The sequence below is a fragment of the Brevundimonas sp. VNH65 genome, from assembly GCF_049445955.1.
GTDB lineage: Bacteria > Pseudomonadota > Alphaproteobacteria > Caulobacterales > Caulobacteraceae > Brevundimonas.
Window position 1 is genome coordinate 123,188 of sequence record NZ_JBMSDX010000007.1, and the last position, 20,683, is coordinate 143,870.

Genomic DNA, 20,683 nt, shown 5'->3' on the forward strand with positions numbered 1-20,683 from the left:
GCAAAGTGGCGCCCCGGCCACGGTCACGCTTTCGTGCGACGACCCGTCCCTAAAAATGGCCGCAACCGATCTCTATGTTCTCGGTTGAGGGGACAGGCGAAGGCGCACGCAAGGTGGCCGGGACCGAAGAGCCCGCTCGTCTGATCGGTCGGAGGGACCAAATGGCTGCCAACAACACGCTCGCGGTGATGTCGCCTGAACAGGGACTGTCGCGCTATCTCACGGAAATCCGCAAGTTTCCGATGCTTACGAAGGATGAGGAGTTCATGCTCGCCAAGCGTTGGAGCGAGCATCAGGACCCCGAGGCCGCGCACCGGCTCGTCACCTCCCATCTGCGCCTCGTGGCCAAGATCGCGATGGGCTATCGCGGCTACGGCCTGCCGATTGGCGAAGTGATCTCCGAAGGCAATGTCGGCCTCATGCAGGCCGTGAAGAAATTCGACCCTGACAAGGGCTTCCGTCTGGCGACCTACGCTATGTGGTGGATCCGCGCCTCGATCCAGGAATACATCCTGCGCAGCTGGTCGCTCGTGAAGATGGGCACCACGGCGGCGCAGAAGAAGCTCTTCTTCAACCTGCGCAAGGCCAAGAGCCAGATCTCCGCCTTCGAGGAGGGCGATCTGCATCCCGAACACCTCTCGGCCATCGCCACCAAACTGGGCGTGTCGGAGGAAGAGGTCACCAACATGAACCGTCGCCTCGGCGGCGACGCCTCGCTCAACGCTCCGATGCGCGTGGACGGCGAAAGCGAATGGCAGGACTGGCTTGCTGACGACACCGCCGTGTCTCAGGAAACCAAACTGGCCGACGATGAGGAAAAATCTCTGCGCATGGGTCTGCTCCAGGAGGCGATGGAGGAGCTGACAGAGCGCGAGAAGCACATTCTGACCGAGCGTCGTCTGAAGGACGACCCCGTCACCCTCGAAGAACTCGCCGGACAGTACGGCGTGTCTCGCGAACGCGTACGTCAGATCGAGGTTCGCGCCTTCGAGAAGCTTCAGAAGGCCATGCGCGCCGCCGCTGAGGAGCGCAATCTGGTCGACGCCTGAGGCCTTGGCCTCGGCGACCCGGAACCCGGCGACCTCGGCGTCAACCGGCGCGCGCGGCCGGCGTCGCCGGTGCGGCCATCGCCAGAAGGGTCTCGACCGGCGCCTTCAACACCGCGCGTGACACAGGTCCGCCGGCCAGCAGGGTCTGGAGGCGGTTGGCTGCAACGGCCAGGTCGGCGTCTCCGGTCCGAACGCCCAGCGCCTTCAGGGTCTCGGCCTGGCGCGCAGCCGACCGCAGGGCCTGCGCCGGATCGCTGTCGAACTGGGTGAAGGCGGCGTTGAGGATCTTCAGCGACTGATCCTTGATCGCCGCCGGGCTGGTCGCCTCCTGGTCCTGCTTGCGCTTGCGCGGCCCGGTGTAATCGCCAGAGTTGAACCGGCGGCGATCCGGACCGATGTAGGTCATGCCTTCGATCCAGTCGCGCGGCTTCAGAGCGATGGTCTCGACGCGTCTGAACAGGTCGTTGGAGGTGAAGGGCTTGCGCAGGAACTCATGCACGCCTGCGTCGCGCGCGCCCTTGATGGTGCTGGCGGTGGCCTCGGCGGTCACCATGATGACCGGCACGGCGCGACTGACCAGGCTCGACTTGCGCAGGCGCCGGACGAAGGTTTCGCCGTTCAGCTGAGGGCCGGTCCGCTCGGTCAGCACCAGGCCCGGCTCCATGTCCTGCACGGCGTACAGGGCCCGGTCTTCGGCCGTCTCGACGGCCACATCGCGCGCGCCGATGCCCTTCAGCAGGTCGGCCAGCAGCCGCGCCGGAGCAGGATTGGGATCGACGATGACGACACGGCCGACGGTCGGGGCGATGCGTTGAAGGGTCTTGGCGTCCAGGGCGAACAAGGCGGGCTCCGTTACAGGCCCAACCCATTCTCACGTCTGGGTTAAGTTCGCGTTGAACCTAAGCGCGCGCCGCCCATTTCCGGCGCCCTCCAGGGCATAAAGCGACCGGTCATTGGGCCGGATCGCCCATCAGGCCGCCCTTCCAGCCTAGCCCTGGAAGGGATCTCTCATCAGGATGGTGTCGTCCCGCTCCGGGCTGGTCGACAACAGGGCCACCGGAGCCCCGATCAACTCCTCGATCCGCCGCACATATTTGATGGCGTTGGCGTTGATGTCCTTGAAGCTGCGCACCCCGCCGGTGCTTTCGCTCCAGCCTTCCAGTTCCTCGAACACCGGCTCCGCCGCCGCCTGGTCCTTCAGGCTGCTGGGCAGATAATCCAGGACCTCGCCGTTCACCCGATAACCGACGCAGATCTTCAGCGTCTTCAGCCCATCCAGCACGTCCAGCTTGGTCAGGGCGATGCCGTCGATCCCGTTGATGGCCACCGACTGACGCACCAGCACCGCATCGAACCAGCCGCAACGTCGCGCCCGGCCGGTATTGACACCGACCTCGCGCCCCACCGTCGCCAGGTGCTCTCCGACCTCGTCATGCAGTTCACAGGCGAAGGGACCCTCGCCGACGCGCGTCGTATAGGCCTTCACGATGCCCAGCACATAGCCGACCCCGCGCGGCCCGAGCCCCGACCCCGCCGCCGCCTGGCCCGCGACCGTGTTCGAACTGGTCACATAGGGATAGGTGCCGTGATCCACGTCCAGAAACGCGCCCTGCGCCCCCTCGAACAGCACCCGCTTGCCGCCCTTCTGCGCCTGATCCAGCACCCGCCAGGCCGGCTTCACGAACGGCAGGATCTTGGGCGCGATCTCGAGCAGTTGCGCCAGCAGGGCCGCCGGATCGATCGGCTCCAGCCCCAGACCCGCCCGCAGCGGATCGTGGTGCGAACGCAGCCGGTCGATCTTGACCTTCAGATCGTCTTCATTGGCCAGGTCGCAGACGCGGATCGCGCGGCGTCCCACCTTGTCCTCATAGGCCGGCCCGATGCCGCGACCGGTCGTGCCGATCTTGGCCCCCGGCGCCTTGGCCGCCGCCTCGCGCGCCACATCCAGCGCCGGATGGATCGGCAGGATCAGGCAGGCGTTGTCTGCGATGGTCAGGATGTCGGGCGTGATCGCCACGCCCTGTGCCGTGATCTTCTCGATCTCTCCGACCAGATGCCAGGGATCGACCACCACGCCATTGCCGATGATCGACGGCTTGCCCTGCACCACGCCCGAGGGCAGCAGGGCCAGCTTGTAGACCTTGCCGTCCACTACCAGCGTATGGCCGGCGTTGTGGCCGCCCTGGAACCGCACCACCATGTCGGCGCGGTTCGACAGCCAGTCGACGATCTTGCCCTTGCCCTCGTCGCCCCACTGGGCGCCGACCACCGCCACGTTCGCCAAAGCACTGTCTCCGCTGAATGCGGGCGCAGCCTATAGCCGGGGAATCAGCGGATGTCCTCCCGGACGCGACATTTATCCGTGCTCAGACACCACGACCTCGAACGCCCACTCCAGCCAGGGCAGGGCCGCAGCCACGTCTTCGGCCTCGACTGTCGCCCCGCACCAGATCCTCAGACCCGCCGGCGCCCGGCGGTAGGATTCGACGTCGAACGCAGCGCCCTCGGCTTCCAACAGCGCCTTGAAGCGCATCACGAACTCGTAGCGCCCCGCCTCGTCCAGACCGGCCACGCGCGGATCGACGAACTTCAGACAGACCGATGTGGTCGAGCGCGTCTCCGGCGTCTCGGCCAGGAAGTCGATCCACGGAGTCCTCTCGACCCAGTCGGCCAGGACGGCGAAGTTCGCGTCCGTACGCCGGATCAGCTCCGGCAATCCGCCGACGCCCAGCCCCCATTCCACAGCATCGATCCAGTCCTCGATGGTCAGGACGGAGAAGGTGTTGATCGCCACGCCCTCGGCCAGAGCCCGGTCGAATCCGCCCTTCTCGGCGGTCAGCTTGAGCACCTTGGGCAGTGGCCGGTCCGGGACGAAGCTATCCAGCCGCGCCACCGCGCGCGGCGACAGGCACATAACGCCGATACCCGCCTCGCCGCCCAGCGCCTTCTGGAAGGAAAAGGCCACCACATCCAGCTTGGACCAGTCCAGCGGCATCGAAAACGCCGCCGAGGTCGCATCACAGATCACGATGCCCTCGCGATCCGCCGAGATGAAGTCCGCGTTCGACACGCGCACGCCCGCCGTCGTGCCGTTCCAGGGAAAGACCAGATCCTTTTGCGGATCGACCCTGGTCAGATCCGGCAGCCGGCCCCAGTCGGCCGACAGCACCTCCGGCTCCAGCTTCAGCCGGTCGCGAACCGCCGTCTCCCACTGTTTGCCGAAGTTCTCGAACGCCACAACCTGGACCGGCCGCTCGCCCAGCATCCCCCACAGGGCCGCCTCGATCGCCCCGGTCTGCGACCCAGGCGTATAGAGCATCTGAAACTCCGCCGGGACCTGCAGCAGCTCGCGCGTCAGCTTCAGGGCGTGTGCGAACCGCTCCACGACCTCCGGCGCACGAATGCCGCGCCCCAACAGCTCGGTCGGCAGGGCCGCCGGCGAATAACCTGGACGCTTGGCCGTCGGTCCGGATGAGAACCAGGGCCGCTTGGGCCGTACATCGGGTTTCACGATCATCGTCATCACCGCCCCGGCGTGTAGGGGCGCTTTGTCCGCCAGTCCTCGGCGAACTTCGTCAACGCCTCGTCCGGATCTTCCGGCAGGGTGACGACCAGCTTCGCCAGCAGATCTCCGCGACGGCCGTTCGCCATCGCCCCACGCCCCTTCAGGCGCAGCACCTTGCCCGAATTCGACCCCGCCGGCAGGGTCATGACCACCTCCCCCTCCGGCGTCGGCACGCGCACCTTTGCGCCCAGCACCGCATCGGGAACCGACACCGGCAGATCCATCGTCAGGTCCGCGCCGTCGATCCGGTACAGGGGATGCGCCGCGATCTTCAGCTCGATCAGGGCGTCTCCCGCCTCCGTTCGCCCCGCCGAGCCCTGGCCTTTCAGCCGGATCGTCTGACCGTCCGTCGCTCCCTTGGGAATGGTGACGTCCAGGGTTCGGCCATCGGAAAACTGGATACGCCGCACCGCGCCGGCGATCGCGTCCTCCAGGCTGATCTCCAGGGTGGCCCGTACGTCTGCGCCCTTGCCGCCCCCGAACCCGCCGCGCGGACCGCCGCGCATGCCCGAGCCGAACTGGCCGAAGATCGCGTCCAGATCCAGGTCGTCGAAACTGGCGCGTCCTCCTGGACCGCCGGTGTGACGCGCGCCCTTGCCGAAGTCGAAGCCGCTGAAACCTCCGCCGCCCGCGCCGCCGAAACCCGCATATTGCTCTCGGCCGTCGGCGTCGATCTGGCCGGAGTCGTATTTGGCCTTCTTCTCGGCGTCGCCCAGCAGGTCGAACGCCGCGGTCACACGCTTGAACCGATCCTCTGCGGCTGCATCACCGGGATTCTTGTCGGGGTGCAGATCCTTGGCCAGCCTGCGAAAGGCCTTCTTGATCTCGTCCGCGCTCGCGCCCCTGGAAACGCCCAGCTCCTTATAGGGATCGCCCGCCACGTCAGATCGTCCTCCGCATCATGCCAAGGATCGTCAGTTAAGCGATGCGCCCCTCAAAGCAATGGGAATCCGTCGCCCAGACTGATCATGACCTCCGGTCCCCACCGCCCATCCGCCCCCTTCTGCGCCACGCCGGCCCGGGACTCCGCATCCAGACCGTCCGGAAACGCCGCCGCGACGTCGGCGTTCGACAGGAACATATCCGCGCTTTCCACCACCCGGACGCTCCGCTCCTCGTCGCCTTGCGACAACCGGACCCGATAGGTTTCGTCGGCATTCGAGCCTGCTTCCGCGGCGCCCCACCCGTCCAGGTCAGTCGGCGATCGCCCGATCCAGCTCACCGCCAGGCCATCGACCTGTGACGCCACCCTCAGTCCGACCGGCGCCCAGGTGCGCGAGCGCCGACCGTCGAACGTCCCGACCACCTCCGTCATCGTCGGGCCGCCGGGCGGGTTTCCGACCGGCGCCGCCCGCCAGATCATAGGCAGTCCACGCTCATCTGCGCGCTCCGCCAGCCGGACCAATTCGCCGTTCAGGAACACCAGGGCGGCGCCCTCCGACGCCCCGGCGCCTGCCTCAGCCTCGGTTCCCCTCTGGCCGCGCAGCAGACCGCTCAGCCGCCACAGTCCGCCCGGCGCGGGTTCAGCGACACGAAATTGCACCAGTTCCCAGCCTGACGCCGTCTCCAGCGCCAGCAGGTTCTCACCGCCCAGCACCGCGATGTCCGGGCGGCTGCTCGGCGCATCGCCTTCCACCCTGACCAGCAGTGACCGGACCCGATCCCACCGCCCAGCCGAGCCGGCGCCGACCGGCTCCACCAGTCGACCGACCGTCGCCGACCTCAACGCCTGACCACGTGGAGTCAGATGTTCGGGCGCGACTCCGGCCCACACCTGCATCGGCGTCCACGGATCCCCGGCCACCGCCGCCAGAAGCCGAGAATCTCCGGGGTCATCAAACAACGGCGGCAGGTCCAGCAGACGCAGAAACGGCGCGCCGGGCGGCGAGGGCGAATCCGGCGTCCGCCATTCCGGGGTCATATCCAGGCGGTCTGCGCGAACGACCGGCGCGAGGGTCGCGGTCGCCGCCTCGTCCAGCGCGATCCGGTCGATCCTCCAGGCGCCTGAGCGTCCCTCGACCCAAACCTGATCTCCGGCTTCCAGCCGCAGCGCCTCCAGGGGCCCCAGCCTCACCGCCAGCGCCTCGCTCGCCTCCGCTTCGGCCAGCGCCTGTCGCGCGACATGGGTGGCCAGTCGCGCCTCGCAAACGACCGGCAGGTCTATGTCTGCACCGCCGCCGCTTCCCGTTTCGGACCGCACGACCGCCGACCCGACCTGATAGTCCGCCGTCTCGTCGAGAAACCTCACCCGCACGGCGTCGGGCGACGCCTCCAGGGCCCGCATCCGCACCGAGGCGTCGGCGGCGTCATCCAGCGCCAGCGCGTCCAGACCCAAGGTCGTGACCGTCGGCTCATCCCCGACGAAGACCAGCCGCCCGCCCCGTTCGGCGGCCGCCAGACCCAGGGCCGTCATCAGGGGCTCCACCGCGTCGCGCGTCCGCATCGGTCGATCGATAACGTATCCGGTCAGCATCTCCTGCGTATCCCCGACCTCGAACGCGTCGTCCTCCAGGCCCCCGCGTCGCAGCACCGCCGTCAGGATCTCGGCGCCCTCGCCGCCGGCGCGGCCATTCAGCCAGTGTCCGCGCCGCCAGGCTGCGGCGTCCGCCCATACGTCTTCCCGCGCCGGAAAGGCGGGGAACGGCCGGGCGTCCCAGCACCAGGCGTCGGCGCCCTGCAACATCCGCCCTTCATAGGCCGATGAAAGAGGGTTGTTCTCCGGTCTGTCGAAGTGGGCCAGAATGGCCTCCAGCATGCGCTTCTGCATCCGGTCATCGCGCGCGCCGGTCGAATGCGGCGGCAGGCCGCTCTCGGCGCTCTTCGGGTCGAGAAACAGGTTCGGCGCATTGGCCCCGCGATCGACGGCGGCGCATCCGAACTCCGTCAGCCGGATCGGCTTCATGGCCGGTTCCCAGGCCGTGGCGGCCGGGCTGCGAACGCCGCCCACACGATCGTGATGAGCGTTCGACCACCATCCGACCAGATCCTTGACCCGATAGACCCAGTCCTCTCCATGCGCACCGTCGGTGATCGGCGCACGGGCCTGAGCCTCCCGCGCGGTCGCATTGGGATAGTGCCAGTCGAACCCTTCCCCGCCCGCGACCTGGGCGGCCAGATAGGCCGGGTCATCCGGCCCCCAGACGCCGGGCGCATCAATCCCGCCCTCGCCCTCGCGCCAGTCGCCCATGGGCGGATACCAGTCGATCGCCACATGATCGATCGCCGGATCGCTCCACAGCGGGTCCAGATGAAAGACCACGTCGCCCGTTCCGTCCTCCGGCCTGTGACTGGCGTACTCAGACCAGTCGGCCGCATAGGACAGGCTGGCGTCCGGGCCCACGATGGCCCGACATTCGGCGGCCAGGCTCCGGTATTCGGTCACGGCCGGATGCCCCCCGTCCGCGTCCCGGGTCCAGGTGACGCCGCGCATCTCCGACCCGATCAGCAGGCCGTCCGCCCCCGTCTCCGCGACCAGCGCCGCATAATGCAACGCCAGCCGACGAAGCCCCCAGTCTTCCGGACCGCCGAACAGGGCCGCGATCTGCGTCGCGGCCTCGGCCCCGTCCTCGCCCCGGATGCGTCCGCGCCAGGGATAGGCCGCCTGCTCCGGGTCGCCGTAGGGGTCTTCCAGCCCGTTGCCGGGCGGGATGTCCATGAAGATGAACGGGTAAAGCACCACCTGCCAGCCCCGCGACTTCAGCGTCGCGACGGCCTGACGCACGCTTTCATCCGAGGGCGTGCCCCCATAAGCCGGAGCCCCTTCATGGTCGGAAATGAGATGCGCCTCGGCTCGTCCAAGGCCTGCGACCGACCAGGTCTGAGGCGTGGTGATCTTGTCCCGACGCTCCACGCCCGGCCGCACGCGACAGTGTCCGGCCCTCAGGTCATCACCGAACCAGCCGACGACCAGGTTCACCCGTTTCAGCTTGGGAAACCGAAGCGCCAGCTGTTCGACGGAGGTCAGAAAGTCGGAACGGCTCTCCACCTGATGCACATTCTCGGCGGTCGCCCTGGCCAGACCGTCGCGACGGAATACGGGCTCCGAGGCCAGGACGAACTCGCCCGCGCCGGGAATCAGGCAGACGCCCTCCAGGCTGTCGTCCAGCCCCTCGCCGCCGACGCGCCGTATGACCTCGAAACTCAGCTGCGGCGGCCGATTGCCGTAACGCGCAAGAGACAGATCCTCGAACACCACATAGGCTGTACCCCGATAGGCGGGCGTCTCGCCCGCTTCGACGGCCTCGATCAGCGGGTCCGGCGGCTGATCCGCCTCGCCGAGATGAACCCGCATCGCCACCCCGGTCATGTCCATGGGCTGGCCGTCCGCCCAGATGCGGCCGACCCCGGTGATCGGCCCCTCGCAAAGGGCGACGGCAAAGCTCAGGGAATAGGCGGTCTCGACCGTCTTCTGTCCGGCCTTGCCGCCGCCCTCCTCCTTGCGGGTTTCGCGAAACCGAGCCGCCCATATCAGTTGACCCGTCACCCGCGCCCGGCCCAAGACGCAGGCCATCGGCGCGCCCTCCGCCGAGGACTGCACCCTCAGCCCCTCAAGCCTTGGCCCCCGCTGCCGCGCCGGCGACAGGCTGCTGATGACGGCCCGGTCCACCAACCCGCCCAGCGCGGAGCCGACGGCCCGTCCCAGCCCGCCCGCGACCGCGCCCCCGACCGCCCCCAGAACGACCTGCGCCATCAGTTTTCCCCCTCCGTCGGCCAGGCGAAGGCCGCCGTCAGCCGCCGCCGCCACCAGTCGCCCAGCCAGCTTTCGACCACCGCCCGCCCCCAGTAGGCGTGGATCATCCTCCCCGACCCCTCCACGGCCGATCCTTCCGACAGGACCGCACAATGTTTGGCCGCTGATCCTTCGGACATGCGGAACAGCAACACCTGTCCCGGCCGGGCCGCCTCCGTCGGAATCGGCCGGAGCCATCGCTCCAGCGCCCGCGCCAGTCGCTCCTCGCCGCCCGCCTCGGCCCAGTCCGGCGAATAGGGAGGCGGCGCCTCCGGCTCAGGCCCGACCACCTCCCGCCACACCCCGCGCACCAGACCCAGACAGTCCGCGCCCTCGCCCCTGACGCTGGCCTGATGCCGATAGGGGGTGCCCAGCCAGCCTCGCGCCGCCCTCAGGACCGCGCTCATCGGCGGCTCCCTCCGTCATGACGCCCGCCGGTCGCCGGATAGACCGTCAGGAAGTCGTCACCCGGAATGTCCGGGAACCCCTGAAAGTTGACGCTGTTGCCGAAAACCCCGCGACAGGTCGCCCAGGTCTTGTCGCAGTCCAGACCCGGAAAGGCGTCGCGATCGACGCCGCACCGAACGTCTCCCAACCGCGCGTCGCAGCTGCGGCCATAGGTCCGGCCGACTACCCGTTCCAGCGCGGCCATCGGCCCGTCCAGTTCGGCGACGAAGGCATCGCCCTCGCGTCGGATGCGGCTGATCGTTCCGGACCAGATCCGCACCTTCAGGTCCGGCTGCTCCCAGTCGACCCGCCAGGTCTCCAGCCGCGCGCCGTCATATCGGCCCGCCAGAATGTCGATCTCCGCGAGCCGATCGTCGGTCGCCCCGCCGATCGCCATGTCGCCGGGCGCCAGTCCCGTTGCGGCGCCGACGGCGCCCTGGGTCAGGCCGCTCGCCGCGCGACAAACCACGCCGTCCAGCTCCAGATCGCGGTCATGATCGGTGAAACCCATCGCCGCGCCCTCGCCCGGTCTCAGCAACCAGGCATGGCACAGGGTCGCGGCGCCGCTTTCGATCCGCGCGGTCAGCGCCTCCGGCACGTCCCGCATCAGACCCGAACCTCGATTAGCGGGACGGCGACGACACGGCCCGCGCCGAAACCTTCCAGCGTCACCTCGATCCGGTCGGTGTCGAACCGCACCGGCGTGTCGAACTCGAACCCCGCCGCTACAGTCGCCCCCGACGCCGGCGGTTCGTTCAGGTCGATATGGCCCATCGTCAGATCGACCGAGAATTCGTCGGCCGGCAGTTCGACGCCGTCCAGGGCCGCGCGCACCGTTCCCTCGACCGGCTTGCGGATGTCCCTGCTCACGCCGCCGGCGGTCTTGCTCAGCTGAAAGCGAACCCGAATCCCGTCGCCTTCGCCGAGAACCTGGTCCGTGGGCGCGATGCTCGCGCCCGGCGCACAGGACTTGAAGTCGGCGAAGTCGCGAAACCGGAACGCTCTCAACCTGCCGCGCCTCGCCTCGAAGAAGGCGGTCAGGTCGGCCATGTCGTCCAGCGACCGCAGACCGGCCCCGATCAGGTATCGTCGCCGACCGTGGGCCCAGGGCGTCGACCGTCGCTCGAACCCCGAGGCCAGGGTGACGACCTCGGTGCGTCGCTCCACCCCTCCCGTCGATCCGAACGCCAGCCGCAGCGGCAGGCGAACCTCGTCGAACCCCATCCCGTCCTTCCTTTCCGTAACTTGTCGCCGGCCGCCGCATGGGCCAGTCTCGTTTTCGGGGCGATCTCGCCCCGCCACGCCGGGGAGGGCGACGGATGCGCGGTGAAATTCTCACCTTCGACGACACCACGGGCGCGGGCCTGATCAGCGGCGACGACGGCCAGCGTTACGACTTCAACGCCACCGACGTTCAGAGCGGCGCGCCGGCTCCGGCCAAGCGCGTCGACTTCGTCGCCGTGGACAACCAGGCGGTCCAGATCATGATCCTGGTCACCCCGCCCCAGGCCGAACCCCTGTCCGCCGCCGGCTTCACACCGTCGACCTCGGCCGCCGACGCCATCGACTGGCGGTCGCTGTTCATCAGCTTTGACGGCCGCATTCGACGCACCCACTTCGGCATCGGCTGGCTGATCCTGTTCGCCGTCGGGATCCTCACCGGCTGGCTGCCCCTGATCGGGTCGCTGATCTCCCTGCTGCTGATCTGGCCCAACACCGCCATCACGGTGAAGCGCCTGCACGACATGGGGCAGACCGGCTGGCTGGCCGTCATCCCCTGGGTCGCCAGTATCGGCGGTTTCATCATCGGCGGATCCCTCGTGGGCTTCTCGGTCCTGTTCAACCTTCAGGGCCTGGAGGACGAAGATCCCGCGGCCATCCTCGCCGTCATCGGTCCGATGTTCGGGATCATCGCCCTGGTCACGCTCATCTGCCTGGGCTTCTTCCTGTGGGTGCTCCTGACCCCCGGTCGTCCCGGATCCAACCGGTTCGGTCCGAATCCCAAGGGCGAGTGAGCCAGAGCCCCGTCTCTACATCCGGCGCGCGCCCAGGCTGATGGCGCGCGCCAGCATCTGGGCGATCTGGGCCTCCGACCTCAGCAGGCTCTCCGGTCCTCCGGCCAGGCTCAGGTTCACCGTGACTGGCGCGACGCTCGTCGCGGGTTCGATCGTCCCTGTCGAAGACGGGCGGAACACCTCGCGTCCGCGCTCCCCGACCAGATAGGCGCCGTCGCGCATCACCGCGCCGCCGTCGGCCCGCGCCCCGCCGAAGCCGCCGCCGAACAGTCCTCCGACCGCCCTCGCCACGGCGGCCCCCAGCCCCGCGCCGGTCGGGCCGCCCGCGCCGCCGCCTCCGCCGATTCCCGCCAGGGCGTTCACCGTCGCCAGCGCGGCCCGGGCCAACTCGGCCAGGCTGATCTCCCCGTCGGCCGCCGCCCGCGCCAGCGACCGCGTCAGGCTTTCGCCCGCGCGCCCGAACGCCGCCTCGATCGCCGAGGCCGCCCGTTCGGCCGGCGCCTGCAACGCCTCCAGCGCCGCCGCCGCCTCCGCCGCGCGCACCGGCACGTCCGACAGGCTTTCGGCTTCCCGCATCATCTCATCCGTCATCGGGCCAGACCTCCCTCATCCGCTCGAACTCGGTCCGGCTCAACGGCGTCGAGCCCGCCGGCGCGCCCGTCAGCATCCGCCATTCCCGCAGCGACAGCCGCCAGAACGCGTCAGGCGCCAGTCCCATCGCCAGCGCCGTCCTCAGCATCGGACCCCACCCCGAATCCACGCCGGTCACGCCGCCGCCGCGAACGCCGCCGCCACGGCCTCGGCCGCCTCCGGCGCGCTGACCGGCGCCGTCGCCAGCGTCCGTGCGAACTCGGCCTCGCCCCCGCCCCTCAGCAGGGCCGCCAGCACCAGCATCAGATCCCCGGCGGACAATTTCCGCATCCGTTCCGCCAGCGCGCCGACGCCCTCCAGTCCCAGGCCCGTCTCGATCTCGGCCAGGGCGCCCAGCGTCAGGCACAGCCGTCGGGACTGCCCCGCCAGGATCGCCGTCGCCTCGCCCCGCGCCGCATTCCCGATCTCAGGCGTCGCGGTCAAAGCGCCGAGAACCCGATCTCGCCCGCGCTGGCCAGGCTCATGGCGAAGCTCGCCTCACCCTCATGCTCTCCGGCATATTCCAGCGCCGACACCAGGAACGGCCCCTCCAGCGTCCCGAAATCCGGCACGATCAACCGCCAGCTTCGCGCCGCCTGGCTGAAGAAGACCTCGCGGATCAGGGCGTCCGACGCCGCGTCCCGGAACACCCCCTGGCCGGACACCGCCGCCGACCGCACTCCGGCTCCGGCCAGCAACTCCCGCCACCGTCCGGCGCTGTCGCCGTCCGTCACATCCACCGTCCGCGCGTTCAGGGACACGGTCCGCGCCCTCAGGCCCGCCACCGTGACGAACGTCTCCGGCGACCCGCCGTCGCCGATCTTGAGCAGAAGGTCCTTGCCGCGTTGCGCGCCCATGTCTGTAGATCCTCGTCATCCTCGGCCAACGGAGCGGGCGCCGCCCGCACAGGCCGGGCCGAGGACCCAGCCGCTCCGAAACAGTCTTTTCCGCCGGACTCAGGCGTCTTCCGTCACGGCCCTCAGCCGCATGACCCCATAGGTCCGCCGCCCGTCGCCGCTGCGGAACACGTCGGTGAAGACGGTTCTCAGGCTGACCGTCCGGACCCCGTCGGCGACGATCTCCGCATCGTCCAGGGCCGCCCTGACGGCGGCGCAGACCGCCTTGGCCTCCTCGCTTCCGCCGAACCGCGACACGCAGCTCAGGCTCAGCCGGTGCTCCACGCCTCCGCCGTCCGCGCCCACGGGTCGGCTCTCGCTGCGCCCGATCCGCAGCCAGGGCGCGACCGCATTCGCCGGCGGTTCGTCCCAGATGCGCGGCGGCTCGCCCAGCAGGGCCGTCACCGCCGCATCGCCCGCCAACCGCGCGATCAGGCCCCTGGCCAGGGCGTTCTCATGACTCATGTCAGCGCCTCCAGCTCCAGCCGCATCCCGCCGTCCAGCGTTGTCGCCCACACGCGCCAGTCGCCGCCGCGAAACCGCAACACCCGTCCGATCGCCAGCCGACCGTCCCGCCGCGCCTCCGCCGTCAGCCTCCGCCCCTCACGCCGACGTCCGTCCTCGGACGTTTCGGTCGGTCGCTCGGCGCCGGGTCTCAGCCAGACCTGACCCTGCTCGACCCAGCTGACCGACCGTCCGCCGTAGGGGGTCTCGGCCTCCAGCGGCTCCATGATCTCGGCCAGGATCCAGGCCCCGCTCACAGCCGCATCTTTCGATAGGGCGCGATCCAGGCCTCGACGGGCCGGATGTCGATCTCCGCCTCCCCGCGCTCATAGGCCCTCAGCGTCAGCATCAGGATCGCCAGCCTCAGGGGCGCCGGCGCCTCGGCGTCCAGCGCCAGTCCCGTCTCGCCTTCCACTCGCGCCCGCGCCGCCGCGATCAGGGTCGCGATCAACGCGTCCTCCGCCGGCTCCGCCGCGCGCAGGAACAGTTTCGCCTCCGCCAGAGTGACGGGTTCGGTCATGAAATCTCGCTTTGCTTGATAGGGGCGAGTGACGCATGGCGAGTGGCGAGATCGCCGAACCCCATCGCCCTCACCGTTAGGAACCGTCGGTGGCGAGCGGCGCTTCGCTCGTCACTCGCCACCAACCACTCGTCACTCGTCCTTACGAGGCGGCGAACTTCATCACCTTGATCGCGTCGAAGTTCTGCACCCCGCCACCCACGCGCTTGGTGGTGTAGAACAGCACATAGGGCTTGGCCGAATAGGGGTCCCTCAGCACCCGCACCCCGGCCCGGTCGACGATCAGATAGCCCCGGCGGAAGTCGCCGAAGGCGATGGCGGCGCTGTTGGCCGCGATGTCCGGCATGGTCTCGATCTCGGTCACCGCATAGCCGAGCAGCGACGCCGTCTCGCCCGGTCGCGTCGCCGGCGTCCAGATGTAGTTGCCGTCCGCGTCCTTGAACTTGCGCACCGTCGAAACGGTCCGTCGGTTCATCACGAACCGGGCGCCCGGCCGATACTGGGCCCTGGGCGCATAGATCAGGTCGATCAGCCGGTCCGTCGGACTGGTCGCGGCGAAGGCGCCGGCCGCACCCGACGCCACATAGCCGATCTCGCCCCATTCCTGATCGGCCTCGGCCACGAGATCATAGTCCAGAAAGCCGCGCGGCTTGTTGGTCCCGTCGCCGTTGACGAAGGCCTCCGTCTCCTGTGCTGCGAAGGCGTCTTCAACCTCCGAGGCCAGCCAGTCGTCCAGATCGACCAGGGCGTCGTCCAGCAGGTTCTGCGTCGCCGCCGGACAGGCGTAGAGATCGGCCGAGGGAAACTCCAGCAGGGCCAGGGTCGCCGGATCGGTCTCCGGCCGGGCCGCCGTCTCCGCCGCCCAGCCGCAGGCCACGCCCGCCGTCGACACCGGCTTCCTGAACACCCCGGCCGCCACCGTGCGCACCGTGGCGATCTCGCGCATCGGCGACACCGCCATCAGCCGCCGCTCGATCGCCCGCTCCGTCTCTGGCGGAACCACATAGCCGCCCGAACTCGGCGCCGACGACAGCCCCGCCTTCACCTCCAGCAGCGCCGACGCGCCCGTCCGCACATACCCCTCGAACGCCTGCTTGGCTTCCAGGCCCGGCGCCTCATGAACGGGGGTGATCGGCACGGCCGTCCCGATCGCCGGCCGCCGCATCTCGCTGACCATCCGGTCCAGCCGCGCCTGGGCGCCGGCCACCGCCTGATCGATGCGCGCCACCTTCTCCTCCAGCAGCACGTCGGCCGAGCTCTTGCGCTCGATCTCGTCCAGCCGCGCGTCGTTCGCGCCCTTGAACGCCTCGAACGCCGCCAGCATGTCGTGCAGCACGGCGCGCGCCTCCGCCGAAGCGGGGACGTGTTTGGTCTCTTTCATGATGTCTCCGGTTTGAGAAACCGCAGGTCGCGGTTAGGTTCGGGGCGTGCCTCAGCTCGCCCGGAAATTGATCGACGCGATCCAGAACACCCTCCTGGATGGTCTGATCTTTCGACTCTTGAATATGCTGATGGCGTCCCTGGCGGCGGCGCGGCTCTCTGGCGTCGAGACGGCGCCCGACTACGCGTTTCTTTTTCTGATCCCCGCCTTCATCGGCCTGATCTTCATGGCGTGGCTGTTGGGGTTCTTGGCGAACCGCTCACAACCCCCTGCGACGACCCCGCTCGCACGGCTGCATCAGCCCAGACGAAACGGATTCGAAGCGTGGCACGATCCTCCGGCGGGGGGCCTGAATCCCCCGGTCTTCTTTCGCCGCTTCGTCAAGGTTCTGAGTCGGGCGAACCGTTGGCTTGCAGTACCTGCCTGGATCGGCTGGATCGTCGGCCTGCTCGCCCTCGTCGCCCCGAGTTGGCCGTCACCCGAATGGCGCGCGATGGATGGCGGAGTCCTTGATCGCTACGCAGACCTGATCTTCGCTTCTGTTCTCGCCCTCGGCCTACTCCTGTCTTTTCTGATGTGGGCCAGTGAGTCGAACCGACGCCTGACCTCCGCATCACAGACACAGGCCTCGGCATGACCGACAGATACCGCCGTCAGGTCCACAGCCCCCCGCGCTTCACCGCGCTGGAGACCCGCCTGATGGCGGCCCTGGCTCACGACCTGCGCCAGACCGTCCCCGACCTCGCCGGACAGTTTCAGAACGCCCGGCCCGGCCTGCGCCGCAACACCGCCTTCGGCTACTACGCCGAAACCGTCGTCGATCTCGCCCGGCCCCCGGCTTACCCAACCCCGGGCTCTGGCCCGACCGGCCGCTTCGGCACGGTCCACGCCATGCTGTCCGGTTTGCGCGAGGCCGTGTCCTTCCAGGTCGAACTTCTCAATGGCCGACTTCTGGGCCTGCACGCCGACAGCTACGGCCAGGACACCCGCGCCATCGACTTCGCGACCGTCCCCGTCACCGAAATCTTCACCCTCGACGCCTCGGGCCGATCGATTCCGTATCAGACAGCCGGCAGCCGGCACGTGGACAACCTCTCGCACCGCCTCCCGCCCGCCGCCGGCGCGCAGCCGACACCGCCGCGTGTCGTCCACGTCAGCCCGGCTCGCGCCGGAGAGACCGTCGCCGCTCGAAAGCCCCCAGCCCCACAGTCCGCCACCCCACAGGCCGCCCCCCAGCGACGCGAGCCGGCTCCCGTCGCCGCACCCGCCCCGGCCGAAGCGCCCCTCGACGGAGCCTCGCTCAAGGTCGGCGTCTGGGTCACGCTCGGCGCCCTGGCCTTCCTCGCCAATCTGATCTTCGACGTCCCCGCCGTTGCGGCCGCCATCCTGGTCGCTTTCATCGGTCGGGCCGCCACTTCGCCCAAGGCCCTGCCGATCATCGCCGACGCCTTGAAGTCCTGGCGAGCTCAACAGAAGGCGCCTTCCGGTTCCTGACGCCGCACCCCATTCCCGGCCCCCGCGCGCAATCCTTCCTTCTCCCGTTTGGGAGAAGGTGGCCCGCAGGGCCGGATGAGGGGGCGGCTTCGCATTCGGCGCCAGCCGTCGCACCGACGGTGACACGGCTCACGCCGACTGCAGCGATTGTCCCCTCACCCTTGAGCGCCAGGACGACGGCTGCGCCGCCGTGCGCTCAAACCCTCACCCAACCGGGAGAGGGAATTTTCGAGCATCGACAATCGACCGAATGTCATCCTTCGCCCACGACCCTGAACCGCGCCCCCACCAACGCCGGAAACGCCACCAACGACACCTCCCACAGCTCGACCCGGCTCAGCACCCTCAGTCGCCCCTCGCGCCGCGCCGCCGCCGTGCGAAAGCCGATCGACAGCCCGTCGACCGCCCCCGCACGAGCCGTCGCCTGCGCCAGTCGCGCCTCGGCCGACCAGTCCATGATCCGTCCACGGACGAACAGGCCCCTGCCGTCCTCGACGACGTCGTCCCACACCCCGACGACCGCGTCCGCCTCATGCCGGCTCAGCATCCGCACGCCCTCGGCGCCCGTCCGCGCCAGGCTCTCGGCGAACGCCCCCTCGGCCACCACGTCGCCGTTCAGGTCCGCCACGCCCCAAAGGGACGCATAACCCTCGATCGCCATTCCTCCCCCATCGGGGGAGGGGGACCGCGCAGCGGTGGAGGGGGCTGACGCCGTCACCCTCATCTGCCGCCCTCCAGCCGCCGCTCGACCCGCTCCACCGCCTGACGCGTCGCCACGCCCTGTTCCTCCAGCCGCGCCAGCCGCTCGGCGACCTCGCCCTGCGACCCGACGCCGGTCTCCAGCGCCGCGATCCGCGCCGAGGCCGCCCCGGCCCAGATCAGGGCCGCCGCCGTCTGCACGATCAGGGCGGCGACCACCGCCGGCGGGATCCGCCTCCAGTCGTCGCTCATTCTCCCGCCTCCAGCTGTCCCAGGCCCGCCATCCGCCGCCGCTCCTCGACCGTCAGAAACGGCGCCGCCGCCAGCCGCGCCCACAGGGCGTCGCGCTCGGGCTGCAGGGCCGCAACCGCCTCCAGGTCCGGTTCGATCCTCAGTCCGGGCGACCGCTGACCCAGCCACCCCGACAGCGCGCCGGCCGTCTTCCTCACCAGCGGCAGGACCGCCTGCCGCCAGAAGGCCAGCTGCGCCTCGCGATAGTTGGCGTAGGTCGCCTCCCCCGGAATCCCCAGCAGTTGCGACGGCACGCCGAAGGCGAGGCCGATCTCCCGCGCCGCCGCATGCTTGCCCTCGATGACGTTCATCTCCGCCGGGGACAGGCTCATCGGCTTCCAGTCCAGTCCGCCTTCCAGCAACAGCGGCCGCCCCGCGTTCCGCGCGCCCTGATGGCTGTCGGCCAGCTCCGCCTTCAGCGTCTCGAACTGTTCGGTCGTCAGCCGCTCGCCGTCCCGCGCCCCGTAGATCAGCGCCCCCGACGGCCGCGCCGCATTGTCCAGCAGCGCCTTGTTCCAGGCCCCCGACGCATTGTGCACGTCGATGGCGAAGGCCGCCGCCTCCATCGGCGACAGGCCGTAGTGGTCGTCCGTCGGATGATGCAGCCTCAGGTGCATGACCGGCGACCATCCGTCCGCCTCCCGCCCGATCCGCACCGACCGCCCGGCGACCTCATAGTCATAGGCCTCGGGCCAGCCCGAACGGCCCGGCACGATCTTCACCCGATCCGGACGCAGGGCCCACACCTCGTCGGGCGGCCGCCCGGCTGCGCCCACGCCTTCGACATAGGCGTTGCCGGCCGTCTGCAGACCGATATGCACCGCCTCCAGCAGCTCGACGCCTGACTGTTCGGGGTTCGGCTTGGCCAGCAGCCGCGCCGCCGGATCGTCGTCGCGCCTCACGCCGTCGCGGAAAACCGCCAGCGGAACCGACGCCGCCGCCTCTGCGATCATCCGCACGCAGCGATAGGCCACCGGATTCTTCACGAACCCCTCGTCGGCCAGACTCGCATAGTCGCGCGGGGTCCAGCGCGGCCGACCCGTCCCGTGCAGGGCGATCATCGGCCCCGCGCGGCTGTCCTTGAACTCCGGCGCGTCCGCGCGCCGCCGACCCGCTCGGGGCCGTCGCCAGAAGGGTGTCATCGCATCTCCTTGTCGCGCTCTCGACCGGCCGCCGCCGGTCAGGCCAGGAACTCCAGCCGCCTCAACTCTCGTCCCGGACCGGTCCTGCCCACGACGGTCAGGGCGGCGGCGATGTCGAACATCGCGCCCGGCGTCAGGCCCCCGCCTGCGCCCTCCACCCCGTCGAAATGGATCGACCGCCAGGCCGTCTTCCCTGCGGGAACAGTCGTCGTGATCGTCGGCGCCCCACGGGTCGCCGTCGCTCCGACGGTCAGGATCGGAGACGTCGGCGTCGTCCCCGCCTCCGCCTGGATGTGGAACGCCTCGACCGCCTGACCGGCCACGGCGCTGTCGGGCCCCACCCCTACGGTGCGCGGATTCGACGTATTGGGCGTGAACACGAACGACACCCGGAACACGCCCTCGCCCAGGGCGACGTTCGCCACAGACGACACCGCCCCGGACGCCTGATTGGCCACCGCCAGGCTTCCTGCCGCCCCCGTCACCGTGCTCTCGGTCACCGCCACGGCGTCCCTCAACACCACCCGCGCCCGGCCCGAAGACCCGGCGCGATAGCAACAAGAGATCAAAAGCGGCTGCCCGCTGACGACGGCGATCGGTGCGGCGCTCAGTTCCGCCCGGTTCCAGGTCGCCCCGGTCGCGGCGATCGTGCGTCCTGTCAGGTCGCCCCATGCGCCGCCCTCGCCCAGGGTCGCGCTCACTACCGACCATCCCGTCCCGGCTGGCCGGCTCCAGGCGACCGCATTGGCGGCGGCGGCCTCGATCAGCAGGCCCCGGTCCGTGACCGTCGCCGCTCCGGCGGCGAAGACCCGCGGACGTCCACCCTCGTCAAAGGCCACGGCGGAGCCGGTGCGGGCGTAGGCGACTCGACCCGGCAGGCCGGCCGCAAACCTCAGAACGGCGGGCTCGCCCGGCCCGAGCGTCTGTCCGCTGCGCCCCAGCCGACCGACCCGTCCGATCATCCGGCCGCCCACAGATGCAGGTCGGCGGGACCCGCGCCGCCGCGCGACAGGGCGATCTTCTCGCCTTCATCGATGCGGATTCGCGCGCCCGTCCGCTCCGCCTCGCCCGCCCCGGTCGGCAGGACACAGGTGAAAACCGCCCCTTCGGTCGCCCGCACCTCGACGTATTGGGTCGCGTCCAGCAGTTCGACCGTGGTCGCCGTCGCGGCGCCGGCGCCCACGACAGCCTCGGCCCGATGCGGCTGGGCGGCTCGCCCCTGAAAAGCCTGGGCCCCGCGCGCATAGCCTCCCGGATCCAGACAGTTGAAGAAGTTCACATAGGCCTGCGCCATTCCCGGCCGTCCTCCCGTTGTTGATTG

General features: G+C 69.7%; 25 protein-coding genes. 4 read left to right on the forward strand and 21 right to left on the reverse strand.

The features are described 5' to 3' along the window. The first annotated feature begins 161 nt into the window (after positions 1-161). The gene (rpoH, locus tag ACO2Q1_RS12250) at positions 162-1,049 is read left to right on the forward strand and encodes an RNA polymerase sigma factor RpoH (RefSeq protein WP_423329805.1); all 888 of its coding nucleotides are present in this window, start codon (positions 162-164) and stop codon (positions 1,047-1,049) included. A gap of 40 nt (positions 1,050-1,089) precedes the next feature. On the opposite strand, the gene ACO2Q1_RS12255 is transcribed toward rpoH, so the two are convergent. The 8 genes from ACO2Q1_RS12255 to ACO2Q1_RS12290 form a co-directional block, all read right to left on the reverse strand. Continuing rightward, the gene (locus ACO2Q1_RS12255; protein ID WP_423329751.1) at positions 1,090-1,890 is read right to left on the reverse strand and encodes a response regulator; all 801 of its coding nucleotides are present in this window, start codon (positions 1,888-1,890) and stop codon (positions 1,090-1,092) included. Between the two features lie 147 nt (positions 1,891-2,037). After that, positions 2,038-3,333, reverse strand: a complete 1,296-nt coding sequence (locus ACO2Q1_RS12260) for an adenylosuccinate synthase (protein ID WP_423329752.1) — start codon at positions 3,331-3,333, stop codon at positions 2,038-2,040. A 72-nt stretch (positions 3,334-3,405) separates the two neighbouring features. Continuing rightward, positions 3,406-4,566, reverse strand: a complete 1,161-nt coding sequence (locus tag ACO2Q1_RS12265; protein WP_423329753.1) for a phosphoserine transaminase — start codon at positions 4,564-4,566, stop codon at positions 3,406-3,408. 5 nt (positions 4,567-4,571) lie between these two features. Beyond that, entirely contained in the window at positions 4,572-5,495 is a 924-nt protein-coding gene (locus tag ACO2Q1_RS12270; RefSeq protein ID WP_423329754.1) for a DnaJ C-terminal domain-containing protein, read from the reverse strand. Positions 5,496-5,548: 53 nt separating this feature from the next. After that, entirely contained in the window at positions 5,549-9,304 is a 3,756-nt protein-coding gene (locus ACO2Q1_RS12275; RefSeq protein WP_423329755.1) for a baseplate multidomain protein megatron, read from the reverse strand. Beyond that, positions 9,304-9,750, reverse strand: coding sequence for an NlpC/P60 family protein (locus ACO2Q1_RS12280; RefSeq protein WP_423329756.1), 447 nt, complete (start codon positions 9,748-9,750; stop codon positions 9,304-9,306). Before ACO2Q1_RS12280 ends, ACO2Q1_RS12275 begins: the two co-directional genes overlap by 1 nt. Then, on the reverse strand, positions 9,747-10,397 hold the full coding sequence (locus ACO2Q1_RS12285; RefSeq protein ID WP_423329757.1) for a DUF2163 domain-containing protein: 651 nt from the start codon (positions 10,395-10,397) through the stop codon (positions 9,747-9,749). The genes ACO2Q1_RS12280 and ACO2Q1_RS12285 overlap by 4 nt, the downstream gene beginning before the upstream one ends. Beyond that, positions 10,397-11,014 (reverse strand): phage distal tail protein, Rcc01695 family, encoded by a 618-nt coding sequence (locus ACO2Q1_RS12290; protein WP_423329758.1) that lies wholly within the window; start codon positions 11,012-11,014, stop codon positions 10,397-10,399. Before ACO2Q1_RS12290 ends, ACO2Q1_RS12285 begins: the two co-directional genes overlap by 1 nt. A 95-nt stretch (positions 11,015-11,109) precedes the next feature. On the opposite strand from ACO2Q1_RS12290, the gene ACO2Q1_RS12295 reads away from it, so the two are divergent. Next, positions 11,110-11,805, forward strand: coding sequence for a DUF805 domain-containing protein (locus tag ACO2Q1_RS12295; RefSeq protein WP_423329759.1), 696 nt, complete (start codon positions 11,110-11,112; stop codon positions 11,803-11,805). A 15-nt stretch (positions 11,806-11,820) separates the two neighbouring features. On the opposite strand, the gene ACO2Q1_RS12300 is transcribed toward ACO2Q1_RS12295, so the two are convergent. From ACO2Q1_RS12300 to ACO2Q1_RS12335, 8 genes are all read right to left on the reverse strand, one after another. Further along, positions 11,821-12,396, reverse strand: a complete 576-nt coding sequence (locus tag ACO2Q1_RS12300) for a phage tail tape measure protein (protein ID WP_423329760.1) — start codon at positions 12,394-12,396, stop codon at positions 11,821-11,823. Beyond that, a complete protein-coding gene (locus ACO2Q1_RS12305) occupies positions 12,386-12,544 on the reverse strand; it encodes a phage tail assembly chaperone (protein ID WP_423329761.1) in 159 nt (52 codons plus the stop codon). The genes ACO2Q1_RS12300 and ACO2Q1_RS12305 overlap by 11 nt, the downstream gene beginning before the upstream one ends. A 26-nt stretch (positions 12,545-12,570) precedes the next feature. After that, the gene (locus ACO2Q1_RS12310; RefSeq protein ID WP_423329762.1) at positions 12,571-12,879 is read right to left on the reverse strand and encodes a GTA-gp10 family protein; all 309 of its coding nucleotides are present in this window, start codon (positions 12,877-12,879) and stop codon (positions 12,571-12,573) included. After that, entirely contained in the window at positions 12,876-13,292 is a 417-nt protein-coding gene (locus ACO2Q1_RS12315) for a phage major tail protein, TP901-1 family (RefSeq protein ID WP_423329763.1), read from the reverse strand. Before ACO2Q1_RS12315 ends, ACO2Q1_RS12310 begins: the two co-directional genes overlap by 4 nt. 99 nt (positions 13,293-13,391) lie before the next feature. Continuing rightward, complete coding sequence (locus tag ACO2Q1_RS12320) at positions 13,392-13,796, reverse strand: DUF3168 domain-containing protein (protein ID WP_423329764.1); 405 nt, start codon at positions 13,794-13,796, stop codon at positions 13,392-13,394. Then, positions 13,793-14,092, reverse strand: coding sequence for a phage head-tail adapter protein (locus ACO2Q1_RS12325; RefSeq protein ID WP_423329765.1), 300 nt, complete (start codon positions 14,090-14,092; stop codon positions 13,793-13,795). The genes ACO2Q1_RS12320 and ACO2Q1_RS12325 overlap by 4 nt, the downstream gene beginning before the upstream one ends. Continuing rightward, on the reverse strand, positions 14,089-14,355 hold the full coding sequence (locus tag ACO2Q1_RS12330) for a head-tail connector protein (protein ID WP_423329766.1): 267 nt from the start codon (positions 14,353-14,355) through the stop codon (positions 14,089-14,091). The genes ACO2Q1_RS12325 and ACO2Q1_RS12330 overlap by 4 nt, the downstream gene beginning before the upstream one ends. Before the next feature lie 142 nt (positions 14,356-14,497). Further along, a complete protein-coding gene (locus tag ACO2Q1_RS12335; protein ID WP_423329767.1) occupies positions 14,498-15,736 on the reverse strand; it encodes a phage major capsid protein in 1,239 nt (412 codons plus the stop codon). 46 nt (positions 15,737-15,782) lie between these two features. Between ACO2Q1_RS12335 and ACO2Q1_RS12340 the strand changes: the two genes are divergently transcribed. Both ACO2Q1_RS12340 and ACO2Q1_RS12345 read left to right on the forward strand, forming a co-directional pair. Continuing rightward, positions 15,783-16,373 carry a hypothetical protein gene (locus ACO2Q1_RS12340; protein WP_423329768.1) on the forward strand — a complete coding sequence of 197 codons (591 nt, stop codon included), beginning with the start codon at positions 15,783-15,785 and terminating at the stop codon, positions 16,371-16,373. After that, the gene (locus ACO2Q1_RS12345) at positions 16,370-17,230 is read left to right on the forward strand and encodes a hypothetical protein (protein ID WP_423329769.1); all 861 of its coding nucleotides are present in this window, start codon (positions 16,370-16,372) and stop codon (positions 17,228-17,230) included. Before ACO2Q1_RS12340 ends, ACO2Q1_RS12345 begins: the two co-directional genes overlap by 4 nt. A 253-nt stretch (positions 17,231-17,483) precedes the next feature. On the opposite strand, the gene ACO2Q1_RS12350 is transcribed toward ACO2Q1_RS12345, so the two are convergent. Genes ACO2Q1_RS12350 through ACO2Q1_RS12370 form a run of 5 tightly spaced genes read right to left on the reverse strand, consistent with a single transcriptional unit; the run spans position 17,484 to position 20,656 of the window. Next, positions 17,484-17,891 (reverse strand): HK97 family phage prohead protease, encoded by a 408-nt coding sequence (locus ACO2Q1_RS12350; RefSeq protein ID WP_423329770.1) that lies wholly within the window; start codon positions 17,889-17,891, stop codon positions 17,484-17,486. 59 nt (positions 17,892-17,950) lie between these two features. Then, a complete protein-coding gene (locus ACO2Q1_RS12355; RefSeq protein WP_423329771.1) occupies positions 17,951-18,181 on the reverse strand; it encodes a hypothetical protein in 231 nt (76 codons plus the stop codon). After that, entirely contained in the window at positions 18,178-19,362 is a 1,185-nt protein-coding gene (locus ACO2Q1_RS12360) for a phage portal protein (RefSeq protein ID WP_423329772.1), read from the reverse strand. The genes ACO2Q1_RS12355 and ACO2Q1_RS12360 overlap by 4 nt, the downstream gene beginning before the upstream one ends. Positions 19,363-19,400: 38 nt before the next feature. Further along, positions 19,401-20,324, reverse strand: coding sequence for a phage head spike fiber domain-containing protein (locus ACO2Q1_RS12365; protein WP_423329773.1), 924 nt, complete (start codon positions 20,322-20,324; stop codon positions 19,401-19,403). Continuing rightward, entirely contained in the window at positions 20,321-20,656 is a 336-nt protein-coding gene (locus tag ACO2Q1_RS12370; protein ID WP_423329774.1) for a hypothetical protein, read from the reverse strand. Before ACO2Q1_RS12370 ends, ACO2Q1_RS12365 begins: the two co-directional genes overlap by 4 nt. Between the last annotated feature and the right edge of the window lie 27 nt (positions 20,657-20,683).

Bases quoted from the DNA above. Each gene is read 5' to 3' on its own strand.
- ACO2Q1_RS12285 (WP_423329757.1), bottom strand. From the start codon at position 10,397: ATGCGGGACGTGCCGGAGGCGCTGACCGCGCGGATCGAAAGCGGCGCC.
- ACO2Q1_RS12300 (WP_423329760.1), bottom strand. From the start codon at position 12,396: ATGACGGATGAGATGATGCGGGAAGCCGAAAGCCTGTCGGACGTGCCG.
- ACO2Q1_RS12290 (WP_423329758.1), bottom strand. From the start codon at position 11,014: ATGGGGTTCGACGAGGTTCGCCTGCCGCTGCGGCTGGCGTTCGGATCG.
- ACO2Q1_RS12370 (WP_423329774.1), bottom strand. From the start codon at position 20,656: ATGGCGCAGGCCTATGTGAACTTCTTCAACTGTCTGGATCCGGGAGGC.
- ACO2Q1_RS12350 (WP_423329770.1), bottom strand. From the start codon at position 17,891: ATGGCGATCGAGGGTTATGCGTCCCTTTGGGGCGTGGCGGACCTGAAC.
- ACO2Q1_RS12345 (WP_423329769.1), top strand. From the start codon at position 16,370: ATGACCGACAGATACCGCCGTCAGGTCCACAGCCCCCCGCGCTTCACC.
- ACO2Q1_RS12275 (WP_423329755.1), bottom strand. From the start codon at position 9,304: ATGGCGCAGGTCGTTCTGGGGGCGGTCGGGGGCGCGGTCGCGGGCGGG.
- ACO2Q1_RS12360 (WP_423329772.1), bottom strand. From the start codon at position 19,362: ATGACACCCTTCTGGCGACGGCCCCGAGCGGGTCGGCGGCGCGCGGAC.
- ACO2Q1_RS12265 (WP_423329753.1), bottom strand. From the start codon at position 4,566: ATGATCGTGAAACCCGATGTACGGCCCAAGCGGCCCTGGTTCTCATCC.
- ACO2Q1_RS12330 (WP_423329766.1), bottom strand. From the start codon at position 14,355: ATGACCGAACCCGTCACTCTGGCGGAGGCGAAACTGTTCCTGCGCGCG.
- ACO2Q1_RS12315 (WP_423329763.1), bottom strand. From the start codon at position 13,292: ATGGGCGCGCAACGCGGCAAGGACCTTCTGCTCAAGATCGGCGACGGC.
- ACO2Q1_RS12295 (WP_423329759.1), top strand. From the start codon at position 11,110: ATGCGCGGTGAAATTCTCACCTTCGACGACACCACGGGCGCGGGCCTG.
- ACO2Q1_RS12280 (WP_423329756.1), bottom strand. From the start codon at position 9,750: ATGAGCGCGGTCCTGAGGGCGGCGCGAGGCTGGCTGGGCACCCCCTAT.
- ACO2Q1_RS12355 (WP_423329771.1), bottom strand. From the start codon at position 18,181: ATGAGCGACGACTGGAGGCGGATCCCGCCGGCGGTGGTCGCCGCCCTG.
- ACO2Q1_RS12365 (WP_423329773.1), bottom strand. From the start codon at position 20,324: ATGATCGGACGGGTCGGTCGGCTGGGGCGCAGCGGACAGACGCTCGGG.
- ACO2Q1_RS12335 (WP_423329767.1), bottom strand. From the start codon at position 15,736: ATGAAAGAGACCAAACACGTCCCCGCTTCGGCGGAGGCGCGCGCCGTG.
- ACO2Q1_RS12320 (WP_423329764.1), bottom strand. From the start codon at position 13,796: ATGAGTCATGAGAACGCCCTGGCCAGGGGCCTGATCGCGCGGTTGGCG.
- ACO2Q1_RS12305 (WP_423329761.1), bottom strand. From the start codon at position 12,544: ATGCTGAGGACGGCGCTGGCGATGGGACTGGCGCCTGACGCGTTCTGG.
- rpoH (WP_423329805.1), top strand. From the start codon at position 162: ATGGCTGCCAACAACACGCTCGCGGTGATGTCGCCTGAACAGGGACTG.